25 protein-coding genes and 1 tRNA gene are annotated in these 24,028 nt (G+C 58.1%); 11 read left to right on the forward strand and 15 right to left on the reverse strand.

What is annotated here, in order from left to right; translation table 11 throughout:
* Positions 1 to 13: 13 nt before the first annotated feature.
* Together AZE99_RS14255 and AZE99_RS16445 are read right to left on the reverse strand one after the other, a co-directional pair.
* Positions 14 to 727 (reverse strand): NAD-dependent deacylase, encoded by a 714-nt coding sequence (locus tag AZE99_RS14255; RefSeq protein WP_067202460.1) that lies wholly within the window; start codon positions 725 to 727, stop codon positions 14 to 16.
* A gap of 22 nt (positions 728 to 749) precedes the next feature.
* Positions 750 to 881: a hypothetical protein gene (locus tag AZE99_RS16445; RefSeq protein ID WP_257721886.1), complete on the reverse strand. Its 132-nt coding sequence runs from the start codon at positions 879 to 881 to the stop codon at positions 750 to 752.
* A gap of 252 nt (positions 882 to 1,133) precedes the next feature.
* Between AZE99_RS16445 and dapB the strand changes: the two genes are divergently transcribed.
* Entirely contained in the window at positions 1,134 to 1,862 is a 729-nt protein-coding gene (gene dapB, locus AZE99_RS14260; protein WP_067202464.1) for a 4-hydroxy-tetrahydrodipicolinate reductase, read from the forward strand.
* Positions 1,863 to 1,977: 115 nt separating this feature from the next.
* Positions 1,978 to 2,268: a hypothetical protein gene (locus AZE99_RS14265; RefSeq protein WP_067202467.1), complete on the forward strand. Its 291-nt coding sequence runs from the start codon at positions 1,978 to 1,980 to the stop codon at positions 2,266 to 2,268.
* 174 nt (positions 2,269 to 2,442) lie between these two features.
* Here AZE99_RS14265 and AZE99_RS14270 read toward each other — a convergent pair whose 3' ends face one another.
* Entirely contained in the window at positions 2,443 to 3,027 is a 585-nt protein-coding gene (locus tag AZE99_RS14270; RefSeq protein WP_067202470.1) for a hypothetical protein, read from the reverse strand.
* Positions 3,028 to 3,192: 165 nt separating this feature from the next.
* On the opposite strand from AZE99_RS14270, the gene AZE99_RS14275 reads away from it, so the two are divergent.
* Complete coding sequence (locus tag AZE99_RS14275; protein ID WP_082788402.1) at positions 3,193 to 5,136, forward strand: sensor domain-containing phosphodiesterase; 1,944 nt, start codon at positions 3,193 to 3,195, stop codon at positions 5,134 to 5,136.
* A 102-nt stretch (positions 5,137 to 5,238) separates the two neighbouring features.
* On the opposite strand, the gene AZE99_RS14280 is transcribed toward AZE99_RS14275, so the two are convergent.
* From AZE99_RS14280 to AZE99_RS14290, 3 genes are all read right to left on the reverse strand, one after another.
* A complete protein-coding gene (locus AZE99_RS14280; protein WP_067203732.1) occupies positions 5,239 to 5,634 on the reverse strand; it encodes a DUF302 domain-containing protein in 396 nt (131 codons plus the stop codon).
* 53 nt (positions 5,635 to 5,687) lie between these two features.
* Positions 5,688 to 6,758: an NAD(P)-dependent alcohol dehydrogenase gene (locus AZE99_RS14285; protein ID WP_231862629.1), complete on the reverse strand. Its 1,071-nt coding sequence runs from the start codon at positions 6,756 to 6,758 to the stop codon at positions 5,688 to 5,690.
* Between the two features lie 169 nt (positions 6,759 to 6,927).
* Positions 6,928 to 7,986, reverse strand: a complete 1,059-nt coding sequence (locus AZE99_RS14290) for an alpha/beta hydrolase (protein WP_067203733.1) — start codon at positions 7,984 to 7,986, stop codon at positions 6,928 to 6,930.
* Between the two features lie 282 nt (positions 7,987 to 8,268).
* Here AZE99_RS14290 and AZE99_RS14295 point away from each other — a divergent pair, with 282 nt between their 5' ends.
* The 4 genes from AZE99_RS14295 (at position 8,269) to AZE99_RS14310 (ending at position 9,856) form a co-directional block, all read left to right on the forward strand.
* The gene (locus AZE99_RS14295) at positions 8,269 to 8,529 is read left to right on the forward strand and encodes a hypothetical protein (protein WP_067202476.1); all 261 of its coding nucleotides are present in this window, start codon (positions 8,269 to 8,271) and stop codon (positions 8,527 to 8,529) included.
* 5 nt (positions 8,530 to 8,534) lie between these two features.
* Positions 8,535 to 9,173, forward strand: coding sequence for an endonuclease III (gene nth, locus AZE99_RS14300; RefSeq protein WP_067202478.1), 639 nt, complete (start codon positions 8,535 to 8,537; stop codon positions 9,171 to 9,173).
* Between the two features lie 93 nt (positions 9,174 to 9,266).
* Entirely contained in the window at positions 9,267 to 9,686 is a 420-nt protein-coding gene (locus tag AZE99_RS14305; RefSeq protein ID WP_156472289.1) for a hypothetical protein, read from the forward strand.
* A 93-nt stretch (positions 9,687 to 9,779) separates the two neighbouring features.
* A tRNA-Arg gene (locus AZE99_RS14310) sits at positions 9,780 to 9,856 on the forward strand.
* Between the two features lie 54 nt (positions 9,857 to 9,910).
* Here the strand turns inward: AZE99_RS14310 and AZE99_RS14315 are convergent.
* Positions 9,911 to 10,537 carry a TetR/AcrR family transcriptional regulator gene (locus AZE99_RS14315; protein ID WP_067202481.1) on the reverse strand — a complete coding sequence of 209 codons (627 nt, stop codon included), beginning with the start codon at positions 10,535 to 10,537 and terminating at the stop codon, positions 9,911 to 9,913.
* 124 nt (positions 10,538 to 10,661) lie between these two features.
* Between AZE99_RS14315 and AZE99_RS14320 the strand changes: the two genes are divergently transcribed.
* Genes AZE99_RS14320 through AZE99_RS14330 form a run of 3 tightly spaced genes read left to right on the forward strand, consistent with a single transcriptional unit; the run spans position 10,662 to position 15,183 of the window.
* Complete coding sequence (locus tag AZE99_RS14320) at positions 10,662 to 13,028, forward strand: TonB-dependent receptor (protein ID WP_067202484.1); 2,367 nt, start codon at positions 10,662 to 10,664, stop codon at positions 13,026 to 13,028.
* A 20-nt stretch (positions 13,029 to 13,048) separates the two neighbouring features.
* Positions 13,049 to 13,909, forward strand: a complete 861-nt coding sequence (locus tag AZE99_RS14325; RefSeq protein ID WP_067202486.1) for an alpha/beta fold hydrolase — start codon at positions 13,049 to 13,051, stop codon at positions 13,907 to 13,909.
* A gap of 17 nt (positions 13,910 to 13,926) precedes the next feature.
* Complete coding sequence (locus AZE99_RS14330; RefSeq protein WP_067203737.1) at positions 13,927 to 15,183, forward strand: spinster family MFS transporter; 1,257 nt, start codon at positions 13,927 to 13,929, stop codon at positions 15,181 to 15,183.
* Between the two features lie 69 nt (positions 15,184 to 15,252).
* Here AZE99_RS14330 and AZE99_RS14335 read toward each other — a convergent pair whose 3' ends face one another.
* The 4 genes from AZE99_RS14335 to AZE99_RS14350 all read right to left on the reverse strand — a co-directional run bounded on the left by AZE99_RS14335 (position 15,253) and on the right by AZE99_RS14350 (position 18,753).
* Positions 15,253 to 16,200 (reverse strand): hypothetical protein, encoded by a 948-nt coding sequence (locus AZE99_RS14335; RefSeq protein ID WP_067202489.1) that lies wholly within the window; start codon positions 16,198 to 16,200, stop codon positions 15,253 to 15,255.
* Between the two features lie 108 nt (positions 16,201 to 16,308).
* A complete protein-coding gene (locus AZE99_RS14340) occupies positions 16,309 to 16,500 on the reverse strand; it encodes a hypothetical protein (RefSeq protein WP_067202492.1) in 192 nt (63 codons plus the stop codon).
* Positions 16,501 to 16,604: 104 nt separating this feature from the next.
* The gene (gene bla, locus AZE99_RS14345) at positions 16,605 to 17,591 is read right to left on the reverse strand and encodes a subclass B3 metallo-beta-lactamase (RefSeq protein WP_067202494.1); all 987 of its coding nucleotides are present in this window, start codon (positions 17,589 to 17,591) and stop codon (positions 16,605 to 16,607) included.
* Between the two features lie 154 nt (positions 17,592 to 17,745).
* Complete coding sequence (locus AZE99_RS14350) at positions 17,746 to 18,753, reverse strand: SDR family oxidoreductase (protein ID WP_231862630.1); 1,008 nt, start codon at positions 18,751 to 18,753, stop codon at positions 17,746 to 17,748.
* Positions 18,754 to 18,834: 81 nt separating this feature from the next.
* Between AZE99_RS14350 and AZE99_RS14355 the strand changes: the two genes are divergently transcribed.
* Positions 18,835 to 19,659, forward strand: coding sequence for a TauD/TfdA dioxygenase family protein (locus AZE99_RS14355; protein ID WP_067202499.1), 825 nt, complete (start codon positions 18,835 to 18,837; stop codon positions 19,657 to 19,659).
* A 15-nt stretch (positions 19,660 to 19,674) separates the two neighbouring features.
* Here the strand turns inward: AZE99_RS14355 and AZE99_RS14360 are convergent, their stop codons facing one another.
* The 4 genes from AZE99_RS14360 to AZE99_RS14375 are packed head-to-tail and all read right to left on the reverse strand — an operon-like array spanning position 19,675 to position 23,931.
* Complete coding sequence (locus AZE99_RS14360) at positions 19,675 to 20,229, reverse strand: hypothetical protein (protein WP_067202502.1); 555 nt, start codon at positions 20,227 to 20,229, stop codon at positions 19,675 to 19,677.
* 11 nt (positions 20,230 to 20,240) lie between these two features.
* Positions 20,241 to 20,657: a hypothetical protein gene (locus AZE99_RS14365; RefSeq protein WP_067202505.1), complete on the reverse strand. Its 417-nt coding sequence runs from the start codon at positions 20,655 to 20,657 to the stop codon at positions 20,241 to 20,243.
* The gene (locus AZE99_RS14370; protein ID WP_067202508.1) at positions 20,657 to 21,688 is read right to left on the reverse strand and encodes a DUF6607 family protein; all 1,032 of its coding nucleotides are present in this window, start codon (positions 21,686 to 21,688) and stop codon (positions 20,657 to 20,659) included. The genes AZE99_RS14365 and AZE99_RS14370 overlap by 1 nt, the downstream gene beginning before the upstream one ends.
* A 20-nt stretch (positions 21,689 to 21,708) precedes the next feature.
* Positions 21,709 to 23,931: a TonB-dependent hemoglobin/transferrin/lactoferrin family receptor gene (locus tag AZE99_RS14375; protein ID WP_231862631.1), complete on the reverse strand. Its 2,223-nt coding sequence runs from the start codon at positions 23,929 to 23,931 to the stop codon at positions 21,709 to 21,711.
* Positions 23,932 to 24,028 lie beyond the last annotated feature (97 nt).

The following is a 24,028-nucleotide window of genomic DNA, read 5'->3' on the forward strand; positions in this document are numbered from 1 at the left end:
TCAACATTGCCGCTCAACAAAGCCCGTGCGACAACAGTTGCTCGACCCAGCCGGGCACCAGCTCGCCTGCCTTGCCCATCCGGCTTTCGTGGAAATGGAAGCTGCCCTCCGACGGATCGAGATTGATCTCCAGCGTTTGCGCGCCGTGATAGCGGGCGGTCTGGACAAAGCCGGCGGCCGGATAGACAGCGCCCGATGTTCCGATCGACACAAACAGATCGCAGTTGCTCAGCGCCTGCTCGATCCGCTCCATCTGATAGGGCATTTCTCCGAACCAGACTATATCGGGCCGCAGACAACCGGGCTGGTGGCAATGCGGACAGGCGGGAGCCGCTGCCATCACGCCGTCAAACGGCGAGCGGGCATCACAGGCAAGGCACCAGGCGCTGTTCAACTCACCATGCATATGCAGCAGGCGTTTCGACCCGGCGCGGTCGTGCAGATCATCGACATTCTGCGTGACCAGCAGCAGCTCGCCCGCCCATGTCCGGTCGAGCTTCGCCAGCGCCTGATGCGCGGCATTGGGCTGGACAGTCTTAAGCTTGGCCCGCCGCTCGTCATAGAATTTCTGCACCAGATCGGGATCGCGGACAAAGGCCTCGGGCGTGGCGACATCTTCTACCCTATGCCCCTCCCAGAGACCATCGGGCCCGCGAAAGGTTGCGACTCCGCTTTCGGCGCTGATGCCCGCACCGGTGAGGATGACTATGTTCTGGATGGCTTTCATTTATCTACTCTTCGTTGCCCGATCACGATCCGGCCTTTGTCTCTTCAGGCATCGCATAGTCGTCATTGCGAGGAGCGCAAGCGACGCGGCAATCCAGCGACGCGAGCGACGCACTGGATTGCTTTGCTACGCTCGCAATGACGGTATTTTGCATGCCTTTCATCTGCTCCTAATAACCGTTCGCTTCGAGCGAAGTCGAGAAGCATGTGGGGCGCTCGGTCCAGAATTTGGAGTCCCGCGTGTCTCGACTTCGCTCAACACGAACGGCGAGAGGGAAAGTTCCTCCCATGCCGAAGTCGAGAAGCTTTGCACCCTGTTCAAAAAACGTTAGTGATGCGCCCGTCGAACCACGCTTTTCGACGCGAGACATCCTTCGACAAGCTCAGGACGAACGGGAACAGACAGAATGACAGCCATCGGAATTATCGGCAGCAAGGGCCGTATGGGACAGGCACTGGTCGCAGCGATAGAGGAAGCGGGCCACAGCCACGCGGGCGGCGCGGATCAGGGCGATGATGTCGCGGCACTGGTCGCTGCCAGCGATGTACTGGTCGATTTCTCCTCCCCGAAGGCGCTGCAGGCGATGCTGGATGCCTGCGTCGCTGCGAACACACCGATCGTCATCGGCACCACCGGACTGGAAGCCGTGCATCATGCCGCGATCGACGAAGCGGCGACCAAGATCCCGGTGCTGCAGACCGGCAACACCTCGCTCGGCGTCAATATGCTGGCAGCGCTGGTCGAACAGGCCGCGAGCAAGCTTGGCGATGACTGGGATATCGAAATCGTCGAAATGCACCACCGCCACAAGGTCGATGCTCCCAGCGGCACCGCAAAATTGCTTGGCGAAGCGGCGGCACGGGGCCGCGGCATTGATCTGACTGCCCATAGCGAAAGCGGACGGGACGGGATTACCGGCGCACGCGAAAAGGGCGCAATAGGCTTCGCGGCGTTGCGCGGTGGATCGGTTGCCGGCGATCACACCGTCATTTTCGCGAGCGACGAAGAGCGGATCGAGCTGACCCACCGGGCGGAAAACCGGATGATCTTTGCGCACGGCGCGGTAAAGGCGGCTGACTGGCTGGTCGGAAAGGACGTTGGACGATACGGGATGGCTGATATCTTGGACTTGTGATGAAATTCGAGAACAAACTGTCACTATATTGTGACACGTTTTGTCTATCGTGATGATATTGGTAATTTTTATTGACTTTTTCGCTGAACATTGGTCTCCGTAGGCTCAGAAGCATATGATAAAATTGAAATGCAAAGATTCGGAGATTACGAAAATGAAATTTGGTAAAATCGCAGCCTGCATTGCTGCCACTTCCTTGATTGCTGCACCAGCACTGGCTCAATCGCAGCAGAGCGTTGCGAAACCGGTAGCATCGAAAGTCGAACGCGTATCCGCGAAGACCGAAAAAGCTTCGAACCTTGAAGGCAGCGGCGCGCTTCTCGGTATTTTGGCATCAGTTGCTGTAATCGGCGGCTTTTTCCTGATCGCTGAAGTCAGCGACAACGACAACCCTACAAGCCCTTGAGCTTTTGAAAATTGAGATTTTTAAAGCGGGGCTATATGCCCCGCTTTTTTTTGGCCTGTACAATGCAGCGCTAGCGGGATGCGATCATCGCCTGAGCGGCGGATTGATGACAAGATCTCGTCGGGATGAAGGGCTCTGGCCCGGGACGACCGGTTTTCGACCGGCTCAAATGCGTTAAGTCCCGCTGGCACGCATGGCCGCAGTCTCAGGGGCGTCCATCACCGCGCCGACATCGATGGGCGCGTAATCCTCGTCCTCTGTATAACCGGCATATGTATCGTCAACGCCCGGATCGGAACCGAAATTCCGGTCATTCCAGTCCTGCAGTCTTTCCAGCCGAAGCCGCTCGATCTTGCGCGCGGGTTCGGCGGGTATCAGAATGCGCGAGCCCTTTTCATATCTGCCAATTTCATAGCTTCCATCTGTAAATGCGGAGGGTCGGGCCTGAGTTGACTTGATAGCCACATTGCTCGTCTTATACGCATTTTGCCCAAGCGCATAGCGTTCGACCGGGTCCAGAGGGAGCTGCGCAGAAAGCCGGGGATGCATCGATTGTTTGGTGACATGGCCCAACGCCAGTCCCGACATCAGGGCCAGCGACACCCCGATAGCGGTGTAGGAAAAAATCCCTGTAAGTGTCTCTTTTCGACTTCCCATGAGCAAAATACGCGCGGCCGTCTGATCCGTTCCCGCTAGATCGGCAGATTCAGGCGCGCGAACGGCAACCTTGCCGCCAAGCGCCCTTTCGCGCTTGGCCAATATTATTCCGGATCAACTGGGCTTATTGGCGTCACTCGCCCGGAAAAGCTGTTCTACATCCGTAATTGTCGGGCGAAGATGACCTCTTTTGCAATATTTCATCTTCTGTTTACTCCGATGCCATAGAGTTAACTGAAATTTCCTTCGGTTAATAAAGGATGAGGCTTGTTGCTGCTGTTCCAAAACAAAATTCTCGAGATGATCGCTACTGGCGTGTCACTCGATATTACAGCAGAACGATTATGTCACGAGCTTGAGCTATTGTTGCCCGAGGTTGCCTGTTCGGTATTGCGGGTGGAGGATAGCGGATTACTGTATCCGCTTGCCGCGCCGAGCCTACCCGAAAAATTTTCCGGCTTGATCAAGGGTCTCATGATCGGGCCCAATGTCGGCTCTTGCGGCAGCGCGGCCTACCGTCGCGAAGCCGTTGTCGTGACCGATATTGAAAGAGATCCGCGCTGGTCGGCGTTCAAGGAACATGTTCTGCCTTTTGGATTCAAGGCCTGCTGGTCGGTCCCTATCTACAATGCAGAAGGCGCAGTTTTTGGTACCTTCGCTCTATATTTCAAACAGAAGCGAATGCCTCGCGAACGGGAAAAGCAACTGGTTAGTGCCAGCATTCATCTCTGCGCGATCGCGCTGCAGCGGCACGACCGGGTTCTGGAACGCGAGCGGCGGGCTTCGATCGATGCGCTGACAGACTTGCCGAATCGGTCAAGTTTTGACGCGGCACTGAGCCGCCTGTCCTGTGACGAGCCAGGCACCTGGGCACTGATGGTTGTCGATCTCGACAATCTCAAGATGATCAATGACACGTTCGGACATCAAGCCGGTGATGAACTGCTGCAAAACGTCGCACGGCGCATAAAAATGATTGTCCGGCCCGATCATGTATTCCGGCTGGGCGGCGATGAATTTGCCGTGATCCTGCAAGAGACCGGAGCCGTTGCCGACCTGAGGGGTACAGCGTCACGTATTCTCGATGCCATAGGCATTGTCACCAGCTGTTGCGGGCATATGATCCAGCCCCGCGCAACAATTGGGGCGGCAGCGCTGACGCCAGGCGATCATGATGCAGAAACAGTGCACCGGCATGCCGACTTTGCGCTCTATCACGCGAAGGAAACTGGGCGCGGCGGCTTTGTCCGCTACTGGCCCGGCATCGGCACAACGATCAAGGACCGGATCGAGGTGATCCATGACGTCGATATCGCGCTCAGCGAAGGCCGGATCGAGGCTTATTATCAACCGATCGTCCGGCTCGATTCGGGCGAGATTGTCGGCATGGAAGCGCTATGCCGGCTGCGCAAACCGGAAGGCAATATCGTGTCGGCCGGCGCCTTTCACCAGGCCACAACAGACGTGGATGTGGCTGCAAAACTGACCCAGGGCATGTTGGCTCTGGTCGCAGCCGATGTTCGCGCATGGCTGGAAGCCGGGATCCCGTTTCAACATGTCGGGATCAATATTTCTTCTGCCGACTTTCATAGCGGCACACTCTATGACCGCATAAAGGCGGCCTTTGGTCGAGAGAATGTGCCGCTGAAACATGTCGTTCTCGAGGTTACCGAATCGGTCTATCTCGGACAAAATAATCCGGTGGTCGCCCAAGAGATCAAGGCGCTTCGTGCCCATGGCCTGCGCATCGCGCTGGACGATTTTGGCACTGGCTTCGCATCGCTCACCCATTTGCTGACAGTGCCGGTCGACATCATCAAAATCGACAAGTCCTTCGTCAGTCAATTGCAGCTTGGTGACCGCGGCATGGCGATCATCGAAGGCTTGCTCAGCATCGCACGCAAGCTCGGCATCCACGTGATCGCAGAGGGCATTGAGACCGAAGATCAGGCGCATTTGCTTCAGGAAATCGGATGCGAACTGGGTCAGGGATATCTGTTTTCCGCCGCCGTTGCGCGGGAATCAGCGACCGCATTGCTTTTGAAACATGCCCAGCAACACGGGCTCGATAAACGGCAACGGATAAGCGGCCCGCCGCTGCGCTCGAACACCAGCCGGCTGAAACCAAAACATGTGGGCCTGCCGAAAAAAGGCGTGAGGCCAGCATCGAAAGACGCAGACCATGTCACGCCTGCGCTGCGGGCGCTTTAACCGGCAGCAATTCAGCCTGTGCCGGGATGATGATGGCGGGAATTGAGCGGCAGGCGGAGTTAGATTGTTTTCCGTGATTTCCGGGCCTGTGATCGCAGGCTTCTAGGCGTTGGCCAGAGATTCGATCACATGCGACAATTTGTCTCGCACAGCCTCGGCAGCCTGCTTTAGCTGCGGATTATCGATGGCCTGCATCGAGGCGACCGGATTGATTGCGGCGACCTCCACCTTTCCATCGCCCTGTTGCTGGACCACCAGATTGCAGGGCAGCATTGTTCCGACCTTGTCCTCCAGTTGCAGCGCTTCGTGGGCGAGCGCCGGATTGCAGGCGCCGAGTATGGTGTAGGGCCGGAAATCGACGTCGATTTTGGTCTTCAGCGTCTTTTGCACATCGACGCGGGTCAGTATCCCGAAACCCTCGGTCTTGAGCGCCGCTTCGGTGCGCGCGATGGCGTCGTCAAAAGATGTCGCCAATATTGTCGCCATATAATATTTCATTTCATTCCCATTTTCCATTTTCCATTTTCGCGAAATTGCGACAGCCGATACAGTCACTGCCAGGGCTTGATCGCGATTTTCATCACGCCGTCGCGCTGGTTGGCGAACAGGTCATAGGCGGTTTCGATATCATCGAGCGCAAAATGATGGGTCACCAGCTTGCTGGTATCGACGCGGCCCGATCCGACCACTTCCATCAGCCGGCGCATTCGCTCCTTGCCGCCGGGGCAGAGGGTGGAGACGATTTTATTATCTCCCAGACCGGCAGAAAAGGCATCGACCGGCAGGGTCAGATCCTCGGAATAGACGCCGAGCGAGGACAGCGTCCCGCCGGGGCGCAGGGTGCGCAGGGCCCAGTCGAAGGTCCGGGACTTGCCCAGAGCCTCGATCGAGACATCGACGCCGCGGCCGTCGGTAATCCGCATGATCTCGTCAATCGGATCGACCTTGTTGAAATCGATGACATGATCGGCGCCCATGCTGCGCGACATGTCCATCCGCTCCGGAACGGTTTCCACGGTGATGATATTGGTCGCGCCCATCAGCTTGGCGCCGGCCGTGGCGCACAGGCCGATTGGTCCCTGGGCAAAGATGGCGACGCTGTCGCCGATCCTGATCCTGCCGGACTCGGCGCCGCTGAAGCCGGTCGAGAGAATGTCCGGGCACATCAGAACCTGTTCGTCCGTCAGCCCGTCGGGCACGGGAGCGAGATTGGCCATGGCATCGGGCACGCGCAGATACTCGGCCTGCGCGCCATCGATCGTATTGCCGAAGCGCCAGCCGCCCATCGCTTTCCAGCCATGGCCGTGATGGCCACCGCATTGCGAATGAAAACCGCACATTGATGCATTGGATGTGCCGGTCGGCGTGATTGCACCGGCGATAACCCGCTGCCCTTCGGAAAAGCCCTCCACCGCAGAGCCGAGCTTTTCGATGATGCCGACCGGCTCGTGACCGATCGTCAGGCCGCTTGCCACCGGATATTCGCCCTTGAGAATATGGACATCGGTGCCGCAGATGGTGGTGGTGGTAATCCGGATCAGCGCGTCGAGCGGACCGATGTCGGGAATCGGTTTCTCGCCGAGGATGATCTTGCCGGGCTCGATGAAAATGGCGGCTTTCATGTGGTTTTCCATTGGGGGACTCCATCTTGATCCTGATATGGGGAGCCAAATGTAGGACCAGCCAGTGACGCAGTCTCTACGCAATTGCGCGTAGTTCCGGGGTTCAGTTCGGCGCAATTTGCACTATTGCGCCCGGCCTCGACTGCAAGTTTTTCTACCTGGCCCGATGCTATCTAAACAGGTCGGCCAACCATTTGTCGACGATTGCCGTCGCCGGATAATCCGGGTTGCCAAGCGACCGGTTGATTTCTGCATGCCCTTTCAATCCCTTGCCCTCTACCGCATTGATCTGAACCGCAGTTCCTGCCGCACGAAGCTGTTCAGCAAGCGCTTTCGATTGCCTTGTCCCGTCTGCGCGCTCGATATGCAGGATCAGGAATGACCGCGCATTGGGTGCGGCAGCATGTGCCGTGGGTGATAGTGCCCACTGCCGGGCAGGATCGGTGCCAAATGCCTGGCTATAGGTTTTCTGCATGAATCTGTTGCCATCGACCATTTGCAGGGGAACATCATATGCGGCGCCATCCAGCGGAATAACGCCTGCCAGACCGCTGGGCTCGAGACCGACCGCGCGCAAATATTGCGGATCAGTGCCCACCAGAGCCGCAAGATGTGCGCCTGCACTATGTCCCATCAACACGACACGCCGCGGGTCAAAGCCCAGCACGGCCGCCCTGCCAACAAGATATTCTATCGATTTCGCAACATCGGCTGCTGCTTGCTCGACCGTTGCGTCAGGAACGAGACGGTAATTGATGGTAGCAAATGCATAGCCATTTTCCGGATAATGTTTTGGTTTGTATCTGCCGGTCGCATTCGACAGGTCGCCACGCTTCCACCCGCCGCCATGCACGAATATGATCAAGGGCGAATGTTCGCCTTTCACTTTGGCAGGGTAGAAGACCAGCCGCTGCAGAGGGTCGGGCCCATAAGCATATTCGGTGCCACCGCTGACGCGCTGGTCTCCGCTTGCCCGCTGGCCGCCGTTCTGGCGTTGGCCGACGCGCGGATTGTCGCGCAAGGCGCCAACACGTTCGCGCAGGGCAGTGCGGCATGGCGCGGACAATTGGTCCGCTTTGTCGATGATACAGGCGCGCCGGTTGCTGCGGTCCGCGCCGCATAATTTCACCACTTCGCGGCGGCATTCCGGCGAGAAGCTGGTCTGGGCATGGAGTAGCGGACTCGCTGCAACGACTCCGACCACGGCTATCAGGATGGTTTTTCGCATCAGCTTGCCTTTCAATATGGCAGGTTCCGGTCGAGGCGCGTTGCACCGGGGGCATTCCGCTTTGGAATAGGCTTCCGAGCCTTTGCGATCAAAAAAATAAATGTCGCAAATTGTAACTCTACCAGCCGACTTGTTGTGGTTATTCCGGACCACAGCAAGCCCGAAGCCAGACGCAGCAAGGGTGATTTTCACTTCTGATATTCGGAGCATATCGGATTGACTCTGCTTCGCCCATGACCGGACCGGCTTGCCAAGCTCCCGCACAGGCAATAGGCCAGCCCAATGGATTTTGATGACCAGTTGCAACGCTATTTCGGCACCGCCGACCTTTCCGCGATCCAGCCGGAGGCGATGAATGCGGGGATTGAGCATATGCGCGTCGACTTCGGCCTGGAGAAGGACCGCGGGCGGCGCTTTGCCCTGTGGGCGGTGCTCTATATGCTCGGCACCCATCTCGATCTGGACAAGGCCTTCGCGGATGAGACCGACCGCAATTCGGCGCGGGATTTCATGGATATGATGGACCGGGTCCAGGGCGACTGACTGGCATGAAAAAAGCCGATATCTTCGAATTCTATTCCCGCCTTGCCGCCGACAATCCGTCGCCGGAGACCGAGCTGAATTACGGCAACACCTATCAGCTGGTCGTCGCGGTGGCTTTGTCGGCGCAGTCGACCGATATCGGCGTCAACAAGGCGACGCGGCGGCTGTTCGCCGAGGTCACGACGCCGCAGCAGATGGTCGATCTCGGGCTCGAAGGCCTGAAGGAGCATATCAAGACCATCGGCCTCTATAATACCAAGGCGAAGAACGTGATTGCCCTGTCGGAAATGCTGATCGCCGATTATGGCGGCGAGGTTCCGGCCGATCGCGACGAACTGGTCAAGCTGCCCGGGGTCGGGCGCAAGACCGCCAATGTCGTGATGAACTGTGCCTTTGGCGCCGAGACCTTTGCGGTCGACACGCATATTTTCCGGGTCGGCAACCGCACCGGTCTGGCGCCGGGCAAGACGGTGCTGGCAGTGGAGAAAAAGCTCGAGAAGCAGACCCCCGCCCCGTTCCGCGTCCACGCCCATCACTGGCTGATCCTGCACGGCCGCTATATCTGCAAGGCGCGCAAGCCCGAATGCTGGCGCTGTCCGGTCGCCGATCTGTGCCGCTACAGGAAGAAGACGCCGGCGCCCTAGATACGCAATATTCCGTATAACCGGCCTCAAATTTTTGAGACATAGGATGCCAGTTAGATATTCACATCGTCAGATATTTCACGGAGAAAACCAATGCGCATCCTTGCCCCGATCATGATCACTGCCTTGCTTGCCACGAGTGGTTGCGCTGCGACCGGTACCGGCATGGCCGGCAAGTCATCTGCCGATGAAAATTATGTGATCAAGAAAATCGGCGAACCGAAAAGCTGCATCATGCGCAGGCAAATTCGTTCGACCGATGTGATCGACGACCAGACGATTGACTTCAAGATGATCAACGGTGATATCTATCGCAACAACCTGCCCAATAAATGCAGTGGTCTTGGCTTTGAAGAAGCCTTTTCCTACAAGACCTCAACCAGTCAGCTGTGCAACGTCGACATCATTCACGTGCTCGACCAGACTTCCGGAAGGATCGAACCCGGCATGGCATGCGGTCTCGGCAAATTCCAGAAGATCGAGAAAATCCGCAAGGATAAAAGCGGAGAATGAAGCGCGGGCCGGAGCTGTTTTCCGGGTGCTGAATAATCTATTGGCAAAGCGGCAAATCCGCTGCTAGATGCGCACCCGGCGATACACGCCCCGGCACCCGTAGCTCAGCTGGATAGAGCGCTGCCCTCCGAAGGCAGAGGTCACTGGTTCGAATCCAGTCGGGTGCACCAGTTTCAAATTTCCGATGGCAGGCAAGGCGCGGTTCGCGGTTTCGGGAACAGGCCCTAGTCCTTGTCCGCTGCGATTCCCTTCGCCAATATGCCATTGGCGATGTCGGCAATCTGGACCGCCGACTTCTCTTCGCTCCAGATCCCGTAGCGCATGCCGAGAAAGACGTTCATGCCCATGATCGCCCAGGCATGGGCTTCTTCCAGTCCGCCGCGAAAATCGCCGGCGGCGGTGCCTTCCTGCAGGCGCTCGTAGATTCGCGAGGCCGTTTCTTCATAATGCGAGCGATAGCTTTGCGGATCGACAAATTCGGATTCGTCGATGATCCGGTAGATTTCCTTATGCTCGCGGGCAAACGTCATGAACGCCTCGAGCGCCTGCTTTTCCCGTTCCAGCGCATCCTGCCACTCGGTCATCGCGCCCGCGGCATGGCTCTTGACCCGCGCGCTCATGTCCTTGACCAGTGCGCTGAACAATTCGTCCTTGGAATCGAAATAGGTATAGAAACTGCCGAGCGCGGTTCCTGCGCGCTGGGTGATCCCGGTGATCGAGGCTTCGTGGAAACCCTTCTCGCCAAATTCCAGCGCCGCCGCGTCGAGCAATTTGCGCTTGGTCTTCAGCCCGCGAGCGGTGCGCGGCTGTTTGTCTTTAGACTCAGTATGTTCGGTATATTCAGTGGCCATAATGTCACGGCTAACCGCATTTGAGTGGATAAGCAAATTTCTAAGTTGAATTTTGATTCATGTTTCAATATAGCGCCCTTCACGACCCGGAAATGCCGGGCACAGATTCAAGGAGGATGCTTTCATGAAATTCCAGCACACCGTCAGCTATGCAGCGATCATCACCGGACTTGCAGGCGGCCTTGTCGCTCCTGCCAGCCTCCATGCCCAGACCAGCGAGTCGGCGGATCAGGGCTCTGATGAAGGCTTTATCGTCGTCACCGCCCGCCGCCGCGAAGAACGGCAAATCGACGTTCCGATCGCGATCACCTCTTTCTCGGCGGAAAAACTGGAACAGCAGGGCGCGATCGATATTACCGATATCGGTCAGACCACGCCGAACACGACATTGGAAGCCTCCCGCGGCACAAACTCGACCCTCTCCGCCTTCATCCGCGGTATCGGTCAGCAGGATCCGGTATCGGGTTTCGAGCAAGGCGTCGGCATCTATCTCGACGATGTCTATCTCAACCGCCCGCAGGCCGCCGTGCTGGATATCTATGATGTCGAACGCATCGAAGTGCTGCGCGGTCCGCAGGGCACGCTCTATGGCCGCAACACGATCGGCGGCGCCGTCAAATATGTGACCAAGGCGCTGCCGCGGGACCCTTCGTTCAAGGCGCGGGTGACTTATGGCACTTACGATCAGGCCGAGGCGGTGGTAACCGCCAGCATGCCGATTTCAGACCTTATCCGGGTCGGCGCATCAGGTGCGCGCCTGTCGCGCGGCGGCTTTGGCGACAATCTGACCACGGGTCTTGAAAATTACAACAAGGATATCTGGGCCGGTCGCGGCACCCTCGAAATAGGCGGCCATGGCGAGCCCGTGTTGATCCGGATTTCCGGCGACTATACCAAGGACGAAAGCAACCCGCGCGGCGGCCATCGTCTCATTCCGGGCGCTGTGTCCGGCGCGCCGGTCCTCGACGATGTATTTGACACGCGCGGCGGGCTCAACGATCCGATACAGGATATCGAGGCTTATGGCCTGGCGATGAATATCTCCGCCAATCTCAGCGACAGCGTGACCTTCCGGTCGATCAGCGCCTGGCGCAAGGACAATACCGCCACGCCAATCGATTTTGACGCGCTGCCGGCGGTCGACCTCGACGTGCCCGGTCTCTATCTGAACGAGCAGATCAGCCAGGAATTCCAGCTGCTCTACGAAGGCGACAAGCTCAACGGCCTGGTCGGCTTCTATTATCTCGACGCAACGGCGGATACGTTGTTCGATGTCCGGCTGTTCACAACGGTGCCGGGCCTCACCGCCTTTACCGAAGCCGATGTCGATACCGAAACCTACGCGGTTTTCGCCGATTTCACCTATGACTTTACGGAGCAATTCAGCCTCTCGCTTGGTGGCCGTTATACCTGGGACGAGCGCACGGCGAGCATCCTGCGGCAGACTTATGTCGGCGGTGGATCGCCGACCTTTGGCGGCGCGGGCATTGCGGCGGGCGCACCCGGCACCGACTTCCAGGGCAGCGCAAATTTCAAGAAATTTACCCCGCGTGCCTCGCTCAGCTTTAAGCCGACGCCGGACCACAATATCTACGCCAGCTTCTCGCAGGGCTTCAAGGGCGGCGGCTTTGACCCGCGTGGGGTTGGCATCAATGCGCCGACCAGCAATGCCACCGGTGGCCCCAGCGATGCCGAAATCGCGGACTACCTAAGCTTCCAGCCGGAATCGGTCGACAGCTATGAAGTGGGCTACAAGGGCAGTCTGCTGGACGGTGCGCTCAATATCGCGCTGGCTGGTTTCTACAGCGACTATAAGGACGTGCAGATCCCGGGATCGGTGGCCTGTACCGTATCCGGCCAACCTTCCTTCTGCGGCGTGATTAACAACGCCGGCAAGGCGACGCTGAAGGGCGTCGAGCTCGAGGCGAGCGCGCGGCTGGGCCAGGATATGCTTGCCAGTGGTGACCGGGTGATGCTGTCGGGTTCGATGGGCTATATCGACGCGAAATATGACGAATATATCACCAATATCAATGATCCCGTGACCAACCTTCCGGTACCGACGGAGGTGTCCGAGTTCCGTTCGGTCCAGAACACGCCAGAATGGACCGCCAGTGGAACATTTTCTTATTCCACCCCGGTCGGAGAAGGCGATATCTATCTCGGAACCACCCTGTCCTATCGCAGCAAGACCAACCAGTTCGAGATTGCTAATCCCTATATCGATCAGAAGGGCTTTGCCTTGTGGGATGCCAATCTGGTCTACAACGCCCCGGACAAGCGCTGGAGCATTGGCCTGCACGGCAAGAACCTGACCAACAAGCGCTACAAGACATCGGGCTATACCTTCGTGGCAGCGGATGCGAGGACCGGCGATCTCGTGCTTGGCGCCAACGGCCAGCCGATCCCGACGCTCGGCCCCGAAGGCACGCTGACCGGATTTTACGGTAATCCACGCCAGGTCTTTGTCACCGCCGGGGTGAAATTCTGAACGACATCTAGGCAAACGTGATGAAATATGCCGATCATGTCTATCGCAGCGCAGACGACCGGCTGGATCTCTATGCCCGCATCTATGACGGGGAAGGTCCGCCGCTGCTGCTGATGCACGGACTTACCCGGAACAGCGGCGATTTCGAGGCACTGGCCGGACATCTGGCCGGCAAATATCAACTGATCGTCCCCGACCAGCGTGGTCGCGGACGGTCAGGTTACGACCCGGACCCGCAGAATTACACGCCCGCCGTCTATGTCGAGGACATGTTCGCGCTGATTGACGGGCTGCAGCTCGGGACGATGGGCCTGATCGGCACGTCGATGGGCGGACTGATGGCGATGATGATGGCGGCGATGCAGCCCGAACGGTTCGACAGCCTGATATTGAACGATATCGGGCCAGCGGTCGAAGCCACTGGTCTGGCGCGGATACAAAGCTATGTCGGCCAGCCAGCGGTGTTTGACAGCTGGCAGCAAGCCGCCGATCATTGCCGAACGGTCCAGAGCGACAATATGATCGACTATGGCGCGCAGGACTGGATGATCTTTGCGCGGCACACCTGCGAAGAAAGACCCGACGGCAAAATCCGCTTTGCCTATGATCCGGCGATTTCCGATGGCCTGTCGGGCAGCGAGCAGACCGTCATTCCGCCTGACCTCTGGCCGATATGGGACACGCTGTCCGCCCTGCCCGTGCTGGTCATTCGCGGCGCGTTGTCAGATATACTTTCCCCCGCTACCGTTGCCGAGATGGAACGCCGGCATCCCGATCATTTCAGCGCCGTGGATATTGAACATCGCGGTCACACCCCGATGCTGGACGAACCCGATGCGCTGGCAGCGATTGACCGCTTCTACGCGGAACCTAAAATGTAATGGCGGAGCAGCAAAGCATGAAAAGCCGGACGACTTCGCCCAATATCGCGCTCGGCATGTTGCTGCTCGTCTATATTTTCAATTTCGTCGACCGCCAGATACTGGCGATCCTCGCGGGGCCAATCCAGGCCGACCTCGGCCTCAGCGATACCCAGATGGGGCTGCTCGGCGGCGTGGCTTTCGCCCTGCTCTATTCGACTCTCGCCGTGCCGCTGGCATGGGTGGCGGACAAGACCAACCGCAGCTGGGTGATTACCATTTCGCTGGTAATATGGAGCGGCTTCACCGCCATCTCCGGCCTCGCGCAGGGCTTCTGGTCGATATTTCTGGCGAGACTGGGCGTCGGCATCGGCGAAGCCGGCGGCGTTGCGCCTTCCTATGCCGTGATATCCGACCATTTCCCGAGCGAGAAACGCGCGCGGGCGCTGGCGATCTATTCGCTCGGCATCCCCCTCGGATCGGCCACCGGAGTGGTCGCAGGCGGTTATATTGCCGCCACCGTCGACTGGCGTCTCGCCTTTTTTGTCGTCGGGCTATTGGGCATATTGATTGCTCCCTTCTTCAAATATTTCGTGCGCGACAAGGTCAAGGTGCAGGCCCCGGCCGATCAGACAGTGGCCCCTTACAGCTTCAAGGGAACCGTCGTTCTGCTGGCAAAGAAGAAGGCCTTCTGGTTTCTCGCCTTCGGCGCGGCCTCCAGCTCGATGCTCGGCTATGGCATTGCCTTCTGGCTGCCCAGCCTGTTGCAGCGCAGCTTTGGCCTGAGCCTGATCGAAACCTCTTTATTCTTTGGCGCGATATTGCTGATCGGCGGCGTCGCCGGCGTGCTCGGCGGCGGCATGATCGGCGACTGGCTGGGCAAAAGAGACAAGGCGGCCTACGGACTGGTTCCGGCTGTGGCCTTCCTGCTGGCGGTGCCGCTGTTCGCCGCCGGGATCATGAGCGGCTCGGCAACCATTGCCTTCATCCTTTTCCTGATCCCGCAGGCGCTGGCCTATTTCTGGCTCGGACCGGTCCTGTCAGCCGTGCAGCATCTGGTGCCGGCGGACGCACGCGCGACCGCTTCCGCCTTGTTCCTGCTGATCAACAATCTGATCGGTATCGGCGGCGGGATATTCTTTCTCGGGGCCCTGTCCGACAGCCTGACACCGATCTACGGCGAAGACGGGTTGCGCTATTCGATGCTCTATTCGCTGACCTTCTATGTCATTGCCGCCGTGCTGATGGCGCTCGCCGCCAGGCCGTTGCGCAGCGAATGGATAGAGGAAGGCTGATCGGCTTGCCTGAAGCGCTGGCCGGATATTAATCGGGCCGCGCATGCAGACTGGTTGCAAGTGCCCTGCTCAATCATTCTCGCGCGTGGTCAATTCCTTCTTGAATTGATGCAACATCGCCGAACTCTGCATCGAAGCAGATACATCGGCCGGAGAATTGTAAAGCGAGCTCAGCAAAATCAGATCCATTTCGCTGACCGAAGCTGGCGCCGCTTCGTTCACGCCCGCATCATCGAACAGCGCCAATATCGAGTAATTCGGCACAGGCTCGTTTCCGCTATCTCTGGCGTCAATATAGGATCGCATTGCCGCATAGTCGGCAATCTGGGTCGTCGTCAGGTCGACCAGTGCATCTTTTTCGAGCAGCAGGAAGGAGTGGGTCATCGACTGCGTAACGCTTCGCTTGATCCTGGATTTCACGTGTGAAATCAGGGTCGCAACTTCGGTCTTTGCCATTTCATCACTCGGCAGAACATCGGTTTCATCGGAATTTTGCAGCGCGCCGGTTTCAGCAGCGCCTTCCTGTATCCGCTTCCAGGAATAGGCCGGACCACCGCTTTCGGCGATCCGTGCTCTTTCCGGCAGCGAAAGATTTCCGAACACGCGCGATTTTTTCTTGCGCAGCAATGATATGGCTTCGTTACCGTCCGCGACCACCATCACAAAAACATTGGGACTGCAGCCTTCTGCGGCCACTTTCATATCCGCTGCCAGCGCAACGCCGCGCATGCGCTTTTCGACTTGCTCGATATTGGCTTCTGACAACCCAACGACTTTTGGACAGACCGGATTGGCAAAGCGGGCATATTGGCCCTGATGTCTGCCGCCCTTGGGCGTCGCGATAGCAGTCTCAATGAAATCGGCTATGGCAGCCTTCGTTGTTTTTGTGCCGGTCACAATGATATCGTCGTCGGATGAAGGCGGGTCGGTCAGCGTTGCCAAAGAGGAAGCCGGCAAGAACAAGAGGCCCGAGATTGCCGCGCCCATGGTCATCAGAACATATTGCTTCATCTTCATCGCTGGCTCCTGTTTCGCTGATAAATTTACACAAGGAAGAAAATATGTAAATAAAACTTATGATTTCTTCAGAATCAGTCGATTCAATCCATAATATTATTCCTGCTTCTAGCCATCCGCTGGCACAGCATAGAAGTCACGACAGGAATTCAACTTTCCCTCTACCAGCTTATACAGGGCAAGACGTTCGCTATTGCCATCCGGGCGCTTCCATAGCCTGCCCAACCAGGCGACATGTTCGTCGCCGGTAATATCGAGCACTTCAAAATGCATCGTCTTGTCGGACGGTTTTTTGGTCAAATGTTCGAGCAGCCGGGCAATTGCTTCAATGCCCTCTATCTGGCCGATCGCCGAATTTGCCGGAATTGCTCAATCAGCTCAATTACCAGTACCCATTCTACGCCTCAATCGCTCATGATCGCATTATGTTTCAGCGTCTGCTTTTCCAGAGCCGCCTCAAACGCTTTCTCCAGCTTAGCCATCATCGCCGGAAAACCCTCCCGGTCGATAAAGGCTAGCGGGTCACCCGCTTTCTGGCGTGCGCGCTTGTCCGCCATTCCGGAAAATTCGGGATGGTTGGCGAGGAAAATATCGGGATTCCAGTCTCTGGTCATCGCGAAAGTCTTGCGATAATCCGTAACAATTCCTTCATATTGCGGCGGTCCGACCAGCCGATTGGCGGCCACCGTCGCGGAACAGAAAAGCAGCGCCTGATATGTTTTGCCATCCTGCACTACCGGCATGGTCCAGGAGGTGCAGCCGCGGCTGTGTCCCGGCGTGATATGCGCGGTGAGTGTGACATTGCCCAGCTTCAGCTGTTCGTCGTCGGCGATGATCCGGTCGACCTTGACCGGCGGCGCGTTCATTGCGCTGTCATCCTCGGACCCGAGATAGAAACCGCCTTCGAGCGCTGAGCGGTCGCCTTCGCTCGCGATCAGTTTCGCGCCGGTCAGTTGCTTCAGCTCGGCCAGACCGCCGCTATGATCGAGATGGGCGTGGCTGTTGAGCAGGATTTTCACACCCGTTGGATCAAAGCCCAATTTGCGGATCGCGTCGGCAACATATTGCCCCTCGCCCGGCATGCCGCCATCAATCACGATATGGCCGGCATCGGTCGGGATGAAATACATGCCAAGCCCTTCGGTTCCGACAAAATATATGCCCGCCTTGCCGGAGCCAATAACCCGATAAGGCTCGACCGCGGTATACCAGCTGGGAAAATTTTTTCGAAAGTCGAATTCCGCCGGTATCTCGTCATCCACCATATTGGAGATCGTATCCAGCGTGTCGGTGCCCGAGCTGCCAGTGTCGGCAGGAGCATCCGCCATATCCTGAGCCACCGGGGCGCAAGCCACCAGCGCTCCCGCCATAAGTCCCGAAATCCAGCGCATATCTTTCTCCTCCGATACTTGTCCTGCTAATGCGCAGGAGCCGAATCCGCAATGTCCACGCTATCGTTTGCAAGACAGGATCAAAGCAATTCGCGATGGCGGAAAAAACGACAGTCGTTCTTCGCCAAAATGCTCCGCACATGACTATCCGCCGCTAGGCCCGGCCGTTCACGTCCTTGACCCAGGGGCCATAGGGTGAGTTGCCGAGCATCGCGACCTGGGTCTGGGCGCTGACCTGATTGATCCCGAGTTGCGGCTTCGCACCGGGATGGACGGGAAGCCGCAGCGGTCTCTTGCCGGGTGTCCTGGCTATCACTTCGGCGATCGCGCGCGGCACGTCCATCGGATCGGTCGAGCCGCCACCATTGCGCAGCGCGCCGTCGACCAACGCCTGATAGGCAGCCTTGCGCTCGTCATTGGCGCGCTCCAGCATCGACGCGGTATATATATTGCCATTTTCCCAGATCTTGGTCGGGAAGCCGCCGGGCTGGACGATGGTGACATCAACGCCGTGCGGAACCAGTTCATAGGCCATTTGCTCGCTCATCGATTCCACCGCGAATTTGGTCGAGCTGTAGAGCCCCATGCCCGGAATCATCACCCGGCCGAGCTGCGACGAGACATTGACGATCAGGCCGGATTTCTGCGCCCGCATTTTCGGCAGAGCCGCGCGGGCCACCCGCTGGTAGCCCATGACATTGGTGTCGAACAGCAGCTGCATCGTCTCGAGATCCTGCAGCTCCACCGGAGCGCCGGTCCCGATCCCGGCATTATTGATGACCACATCAAGCGCTCCGCCGTTGAGCCGTTCGGCTTCGGCAACCGCTCTGGTCACCGATTCATCCGACAGCACATCCAGTTCGAGGATCGTAATATCCAGTTTCTTGTCCTTGGCAGCCTCGGCCAACGCATCCCCTTCGGCGCGCGGCAGGTTGCGCATGGTGGCAAATATCCTCGCGCCCAGTTCGGCATAATATATTGCGCCGAGATTACCGAAGCCCGAGGAACAGCCGGTAATCAGGATCGACTTGCCAGACAGATGCGGCTTGCCATCGGCGGCTGCGGCGGTTGCGGGGCTGGAGGACAGGACCATGCCGGTTGCGGCTGTTGCAGCCAGCAACTGGCGGCGGTTGAGGGATGGCATGTTGTTTTTTTCTGGCATCGAAGGACTCCTAATTTTCGTTATCGCTGCTACACTAGCATAAAATCCGTTCCGGAGAGAGCGGGATGAAGGGGGAGCAGCATGCGCATATCAAAAGCCAGTGAAGCGGTGGGCGCGATTGTCGACGATGTCGATGTCACCAGCCTGAGCGAACAAGAGTTTTCTGACATCCGTCGCGCTTTTCTCGACCACGGCACATTATTCTTTCGCGACCAACAGCTCAGCCCCGACGACCATATCGCCTTTGCCGGGCGCTGGGGCGCAATCGACCTCAACCGCTTTTTCAAGCGGCGCGAGGGCTATCCGGAAATTGCCGAAGTGCTCAAGGAACCGGACCAGCAGCTCAATATCGGCGGCGGCTGGCATACCGACCACAGCTATGACGAAGCGCCCGCGATGGGATCGATCCTCTATGCGCTGGAAATCCCGCCGAGTGGCGGCGATACATTGTTCGCCGGCATGGCGGCGGCTTATGAAGCGCTCGACCCGGCGATGAAAGAACGGATCAGCAATCTGAAGGCGCGGCACGGGAATGCGCATGTTTTCGGCGAGGAGAGCGCCTATCGTAAGGCAATCGGTGACCGTTATACCAATGCCGATCAGGCGGGTCAGACAGCCGTTCATCCGGTGGTGCTGGCCCATCCCGAAACCGGGTTGAAGGGGCTCTATGTCAATCCGGGCTTCACGCTGGAGATTGTCGATATCGATCCGGAAGAGAGCCAGACGCTGCTCCAGCAACTATATGATCATATCATGCAGGACCGCTTCCACTATCGTCACCAGTGGCGCGAAGGCGATCTGGCGATGTGGGACAATCGGTCGACCTGGCATTATGCGATGAACGACTATCAGGGACACCGGCGCTACCTGAACCGGATTACGATCGAAGGCGTCGCTCTCGCATAGCCTGTCCTTCGGGGGTCAGACCGCGAAGCCGAGAGCGAGAAAGGCTATTGTTCCCAATGCCAGAGAGACAAGGGTTTTGCGGCGATAGGGCTTTGCCAATAGTCCGACGAACAAACCACCGACGATGACCAGAAACAGGGCGATTCCCGCGATCAGCTGGTAAGTTTTGAAGAGCGCGGGGCCGTGGCCCTTGTGCAATTCCATCATCGCATATTGGAATCCCGGCTTGTGCAGGGAAGCTTCGAAGCCGTCAGGTGTCTGGTTGATCCGCGCAAAGGTACGGGAGGTCGGCCGGGTGGTCATCTTGCCCCCGCGGCTGCGCACGCTTTCGATATCCAGATGGATATTCTGCGCGGCGAGAATAGTGCCGATATCCTGTTTCAGGGTGGGACTGTCCGGATTGATCTGCGTATCCGCCGGCAATACGATCGGGATATCCTCGATCGCCGGATCGACGCCGGCCAGCTTGAGCGCGCCGGTGATGCCGACCATCAGGAAGGACGGGGCCAGAAAGGCGGCAAGAAACAGATGAACCAATATCAGCAGGTTCCTGGTTTTGACTTTATTCACGCAAATTTTCCTTAACGCTTGAACCGACTGGTAAATTTGGTGAAGCCAAGATGCAGTTTCTGCCGGTCCGACCGACCGATCATTTCGCCGAGCAGGCCATGGAAATGATCGGGTTCGCGCTGTATCGCTGCCGTGGTGAGATCCAGCATCAGCATCTCGTCATAGCTTGTCTGCTGGCAACAGGGGCGGTGCACGGCCATCGCTTCGGGCCAGCAATCGCTCATCAGTTCGATGATATGGACAAAATGGCGAGCGGCGATTTCATCCCCCAATTGCCTGACCAGATAGGGTTTCGGATCCTGGCGTTTTCTCCACGCCAAAACGGCAATCCGCATAGCCACAACTATCCGCATCTGCGCAGGCGGCAAGGCCGAAATCTTGGGGGTCGCGGCCAGCGATTGCGCAAATGCGGATATCGGCTCCGCCATCAATATTCTGCTGATGCCGGAGCTGTCTGGGCAGCGGTTTGAACGGGTCGCTTGCTCGTGGCGTCCCGTATCAGCAACCGCGCTTCGTCGACCGCAGCAGTCTCGGTCAACTTGCCATCGGAAATTTCCGTGCCCATGGTCAACAGACGCCCGCTGATCACGGTTCCGGTTTGCGCCTCTTCCTCGACGGTCACGCCGCCATTGGCAGCGATTGCAGCATCCCATTCGGCCCGCACCTGTTCCCAGTAGCTACTGGTTTTCGTCCAATAGTCGTCGGCGGCGCTGACACTATAGCCGCCGAATTTTGTGTAGGTGTTGAGCACCGATTCCTGGACATAAGGCACGGCCTTTCCCTCGACCGTCTTCATCTTGGTGTTATCCTGCCAATGGATCCAGCCGCCGGGCATCGGCTGGTGCCGGTTGATCGCCTGATAATGGTCATAGACGGGATCGCGAACCGCATCGCGGCGGGCCAGTGGCCGGGCGGTCCAGTCGCTGGTCCAGCTGCGGATGCCGTTGACCGTCTGCCATTTGCCGACACCGCCGTAACGGGGGCTGTCGTCGACCTGCCAGACGGTTTGCGACCAGCGGCCCTGCCTTTCTGATGCCTCGACATCCCTGTTCACCCATTTGCCGGGTCCGGCATAGACCAGCACTTTTGCCGGTTCATAGACCCAGTCCTGACGCCAGTGTTTGATGATGAAGGTTTCGCCTTCATGTTCCGCGACCAGCAGATGCTGCAGGATGATCTCCCTGCCCGTATCCTTGATGACCCGAACGCTTTCATGACCGCCGGAGATCTTGGCCTCGATCGGTTCGTAATCGGCCCGCCATGACGTCGTTTCCCTCATGTCGAACCGGACCTTATAGTCCCCGGCCATCGCCAATATGTCGGCGCGATCCTGTTCGAAGGACGCCTGCGCAGCGGTTGCCGCAAGCTGCGGCTGGTCCCCAGCGGCCAGCGCCGGTGATGTCGCCATTGCCAGAGCGAACAGAGCCGCCCCCAGTCGCGTTGTCAGTTTCATCTTCATGTTAGTTTCTCCCCCAAGGATTAGAATGACAGGCTGATCGAGACACTGGCGTTGCGGCCCGGCTGGGTGAATGCGTCGAGGATGCTGGACGTCGCCGCCAGTCCCCTAACGTCGCTCCACAGCGCATATTTCTGGTCGGTGATATTGAATATGCCCGCCCGGATCTTCGCATTTTCGCTGATCCGGACAAAGGCGGTCGCATCGAGGATCGCTGATTCTTCCGGACGAAAACAGGTGGCGGAACAGACGCCGACGGTCTCGTTGAATTCCTTCTGGGCATTATAGCTCAGGATCAGTTCGCCACCGAATGCTCCTGTCGGCTCGCGATAGCCGAGACCCAGAATCGCGTTGATCGGATCGATCGTCGACAGCGATGCTGGCCGGCTGTTGGGCGATTTTACCGTGCCGTCGGCGAAGGCGATGGCAAAGCGGGCGCGGAAACCATTGTCGGCTTCGTAGCTGGCCTTGGCTTCGACGCCCTTGACGGTCACATTATCGAGATTGACGAACTGGTACAGGGCAGGATCACTGGGCGTGAAACTGCCGGAAACCTGTTCCTGACTGATAAAGTCGGAATAGTCGGCGGTAAAGGCGGTCAGCGATAGGCTGACAGCATCGGTGGCGTAGCGAATGCCTGCCTCGAAACTGTCGCTGGTTTCCGGGCCAAGGTCCGGATTGGCCAGCGATGAATAGCCAAAGGCGAGATTCTCGAAGAAATTATTGACCTGGCTCGGTGTCGGTGCCCGGAAGCCACGCGCATAATTGCCGAACAGGCGGACATCGCCCAGCTTGAGCACAGCGCCCAGCTTGGGGGATAATTGCGAACCGTCCTGACTGCTCGGCGTGAAACTCGGCAGCAGTGGGTCGATGGTCGGGTTCAGATCATAGAAATCGTAACGAATGGCAGGATAGAGAGTGAACATGCCGTCTGCGAATTCTATCGCGTCGCCGAGATAGAAACCGCCCAGGGTGAAGTCGGTCTTCGGAAAAGCACGGGTCGGGAAGACTTCTCCGAAGGGCGGCTCGGTACCATCGCGCAGACCGGCTTGCTCGGTCTTGCTGATGTCGCCACCGAAGGTCAGCGTGTGCCTGACCGAGCCGGTTGCAAAGCTGGACCGGAAGTCGGCGACCGCGCCGATGACCTCATTGTCGAACGTGTTCAGCCGTTCCCGGTCCGGGCGAGGAGTGGCCGAGGTTGGCGTCCGCTCTTCCAGGGCAAATTGCCGATCCTGTCCATCCTGCCAATATGCGGCGAGATGGGCATAATCGATAAAACCGGAGCCTTCTTCGCCCGCATCATAGGTATAATCGAGCGATACCCGGCTGCGTTTGGTTTCATCCAGCGCAGTGAGATTATCGACGATCCAGCTGGGGGTTGGCCCGAACAGAAATACGGGTCCGCGCCCTGACAAGATGTCGGAAGCCAGTTCCCGTTCGAGATATTCGCCGGTTAGGCGCACTTTGTGCGAGCCATTGCTCCAGACCAGCTTGCCGAGAAACGCATTGGACTCGCCATCCTGCGGATTGGGCGTGGTGCGGGTGGCGTCTTCGGTGTCGATCGCGCCCTTGTTGTCGAGCTCTTGAAAATCGCGGCGGGAATAAGCCAGCATCGCCGAGAAATCGCCGGCCTGTCCAGCCAGCGCTAAGGTCTCGGAAAATTCCTGGTCAGAGGAGCTATATTGCGCCCGGGCAAAGCCGCCAAAGCTGTTGCCCGCTTTGATAAAGTCGACCGGATCGGCAGTGATGAAGCTGACCGCACCGGACAGGCCGTCGCTGCCATAAAGCGCCGAAGCCGGACCACGGAGGATTTCGACCGCCTTGATCAGTCCGACATCGGTGGCATTGCCGCGCCCGACTTCCTGCGCGCCAAAGGTAAAGCCCTGGGGAGAGCGGATGCCGTCAACCTGAATCAACACCCGGTTGCCGCCGATACCGCGAATGTTGAAATCTTCGTTGCCCGCCCGACCGGTGGTGCCCAAAGCCGCGCCAAAACGTGCCGGTGCCCGGCGAACCGACACACCCGGTTCGAACCGCACGATGTCGCGAATATCGGTCGCCATTTCATCGGCAATCTGTTCCTGGTCGATCACGGTAACGGTAGCAGGAGCATCGATCACCTCCACGGGTGCCCGGGTGGCCGTGACGGTGATGGTATTGTCATCCTCGAAACCGGCTACACTGTCACTCGCGGCCAAGGCCGCCTGGGAAAAGCCTAGTGCCAGAAGACTGCAAGAAAGGGCCATTCCCCGCCGACAGAAATTCGAGTTCATATATAAGTCCCTGTTTAATGATAATGAGAATGATTCTCATTCTTAATTAGGGATTTTGAATGCGGAGTGT

Origin of the sequence: Sphingorhabdus sp. M41 (assembly GCF_001586275.1) — a bacterium.
In the GTDB taxonomy this organism is placed as follows: domain Bacteria; phylum Pseudomonadota; class Alphaproteobacteria; order Sphingomonadales; family Sphingomonadaceae; genus Parasphingorhabdus.